At 69.4% G+C, this 3,018-nt stretch carries 3 protein-coding genes; all 3 read right to left on the reverse strand.

All coding sequences use genetic code 11. The features are described 5' to 3' along the window. Nucleotides 1–653 (reverse strand): UDP-N-acetylmuramoyl-L-alanine--D-glutamate ligase (gene murD, locus ACFE99_RS24540; protein WP_375489408.1); only part of this gene is annotated, 653 nt, incomplete at its 3' end. Nucleotide 654: 1 nt separating this feature from the next. Then, a complete protein-coding gene (gene mraY / locus ACFE99_RS24545; protein WP_375489410.1) occupies nt 655–1,734 on the reverse strand; it encodes a phospho-N-acetylmuramoyl-pentapeptide-transferase in 1,080 nt (359 codons plus the stop codon). Beyond that, a partial coding sequence (murF, locus tag ACFE99_RS24550) for a UDP-N-acetylmuramoyl-tripeptide--D-alanyl-D-alanine ligase (RefSeq protein ID WP_375489412.1) occupies nt 1,734–3,018 on the reverse strand: 1,285 nt, incomplete at its 5' end. The genes mraY and murF, both read right to left, overlap by 1 nt.

Genomic DNA, 3,018 nt, shown 5'->3' on the forward strand with positions numbered 1-3,018 from the left:
CGGCCGCCCAGCACCCGTGCCTTTGCCGCCGTGTAGGCGGCCATGCTGCCGTGCCAATCCAGGTGGTCCTCGGCGATATTGAGTACCGCGCCGGCCTCGGGTCGCGCTGAAGGCGCCCAGTGCAGCTGGAAACTGGACAGTTCGACCGCCAGCAGGTCGGCTGGTTCGGCCAGTGCGTCCAGCAGCGGATTGCCGATGTTGCCGCACAGCCGGGCGTTGAGGCCGGCGGCGGTGAGCATGGCGTGCAGCATCGACGTCGTGGTGGTCTTGCCGTTGGTGCCGGTGACCGCCAGCCACCGGCGTGGCGGCCCGTAGCGGCCGGACGCGTCGAGCCGCCAGGCCAATTCCACGTCGCCCCAGATCGGCAGGCCGGCCGCGGCGGCCGCTGTCATCAGCGGCGCGGTCGGTTTGAAGCCGGGACTGGTGACCACCAGCGCATAGTCGGCGATGCACCGGGCGGCGTCGGACGGACTCACGGTAGCCACCCCGCCGTCGGCGTAGTGCTGCAAGGCGGCTGCGTCGTCGTCGCACAGTGTTGGCCGGACACCCAGCGGCGCCAGAGCCGCCAGCACGGAGCGTCCCGTCACACCGGCGCCGGCCACCAGCACGGGCGCATCCGGTGCGAGCGGGTCAAGGCCGGCCGCGGGTCCCATGTCAGTCGCCGATCGCGGCCAGCCACTCGCTGTAGAACAGGGCCACACCCAAACCGCAGCTGATGGCGGTGAGCAGCCAGAACCGCACGATCACCGTGGTCTCGGCCCAGCCCGCGAGCTCGAAGTGGTGGTGGAACGGCGCCATCCGGAACACCCGCCGACCGGTGGTGCGGAAGGCCAGGATCTGCAGCACCACCGACGTGATCTCGGCGACGAACAACGAACCCAGCACGACGGCGAGGACCTCGGTGCGGCTGGTCACCGAGATGCCCGCGAGAATCCCACCCAGTGCCAGGGAACCGGTGTCGCCCATGAAGATCTTGGCCGGCGCGGCATTCCACCACAGAAAGCCGATGCAGGCGCCCGCCGTCGCCGCGGCGACCAGCGCCAGATCCAGTGGGTCGCGCACGTTGTAGCAGCCCAGCCCCGGCGCGGTCGCGCAGGCGTTGCGGTACTGCCAGAACGTGATCAGCACGTAGGCCGCGGTGACCATAGCCATGGACCCGCCGGCCAGCCCGTCGAGGCCGTCGGTGAAGTTGACCGCATTGGACCACGCGCTGACAACGACCACGCAGAACAACATGAACAACGCGGGAGCCAAAGTGACAGTGGCGATTTCGCGAACATAGGACAGGTCGGCACTGGCCGGGGTCAGCCCGTCGTTGTTGCGGAACTGCAGTACCAGTACGGCAAACAACACCGCCGCCGTGATCTGCCCTACCATCTTGGCGGTCTTGTTCAACCCGAGGTTGCGGGCGCGCCGCACCTTGATCAGATCGTCGACGAAGCCGACGGCGCCGAGCGCGGTGGCCAAAAGCAACACCAGCAGGCCTGACGCCGAAGGCCCGTATCTGTCAAAGGCCAGGCCCTCCAGATGGGTGCCCAGGTAGCCCGCCCAGATGCCGGCCAGGATCGCCACCCCGCCCATCGACGGCGTGCCGCGTTTCGTCCGATGACTCGGGGGGCCGTCTTCCCGAATCTCGTGGCCGAATCCCTGTCTGGTGAACAACCGGATCAACGCCGGGGTCAGCAAGATAGACACCGTCAGGGAGATGCCGACGGCGATGAGGATCTCGATCATCAGCGAACGCCCCGGCCGACACCACCGGCAACGTCAGCGACCAGCGCATCCGCCAGCGCGCCCAGCCCGGCGGCGTTGGACGCCTTGACCAGCACCACATCGCCCGGCTGGAGCTCGGCGCGCAGCAACGCCAGCGCGGCGTCGGCGTCGGCGACGGCCGTGGCCTCCGACCCCCACGAGCCCTCCATCACCGCGCCGTGGTGCATGGCGCTCATCGACCTCCCCGTTCCGACGACAACGAGACGAGACACATCTAAGCGCACCGCCAGCCGGCCGATGCGATCATGCTCGGTTATCGCGTCGTCGCCCAGCTCGGCCATCTCCCCCAGCACCGCCCAGCTGCGACGGGGCTGGGGTGCCTGATGGGCGATCGAGGCCAGCGCCTGCAACCCGGCGCGCATTGAGTCCGGGTTGGCGTTGTAGGCGTCGTCGATGACGGTCACCCCGTCGGCGCGGGTGATGACCTGCATGCGGTGCCGCGACACCGGGCCGGCGCTGGCCAGCGTTTCCGCGACCTGCTCGAGGCTGGCGCCGCATTCCACAGCGACCGCCGTGGCGCACAGCGCGTTGCTGACCTGGTGCTCGCCGTGCACGCCGAGGTGGACCTCGACCGCGGAGTCTGCGGTGTGCAAGGTGAAGCGTGGGCGGGCCAGCTCGTCGAGGCTCACCGGTCCGGCCCAGACGTCACTGGGGCCGGCGTCGGTGCTCTGGCTTCGGCTGACCCGCACCACCCGGGCCGCGGTTTTGTCGGCCATCGCCGCCACCGCCGGGTCGTCGGCATTGAGGATCACCACTCCTGAAGCCGGAACCGCCTGTGGCAGTTCGGATTTGGTTGCCGCAATGGCTTCCCGAGACCCGAATTCGCCCAGATGTGCGGTGCCGACGTTGAGCACGACTCCAATCTTGGGCGGTGCGATAGCCGCCAGTGCGGCGATGTTGCCCGGATGGCGCGCCGACAGTTCCAGAACGAGGTAGTCGGTGCTGGGCGTGGCCCGCAGAACCGTCCAGGGGTGGCCCAGCTCGTTGTTGAACGACCCGGGCGGCGCCACTACTTCGCCGAGCGGCTCGAGCACGGCGGCCAGCAGGTCCTTGGTCGAGGTCTTGCCCGACGAACCCGTGACCCCGATGACGGTCAGTCCCTTGCCGATGAGCTCTGCGGCCACCGCGGCGGCCAGTCTGGCCAGCGCCGCCAGTACCGCCGCCGCGGAGCCGTCGTGGTCGTGTTCCAGCAGCCCGGCGAGCGCGTCAGGGCTTTGGTGCGGTGCGGGGCGGACCACGATGGCC

The sequence above is a fragment of the uncultured Mycobacterium sp. genome (genome assembly GCF_964249325.1).
In the GTDB taxonomy this organism is placed as follows: domain Bacteria; phylum Actinomycetota; class Actinomycetes; order Mycobacteriales; family Mycobacteriaceae; genus Mycobacterium.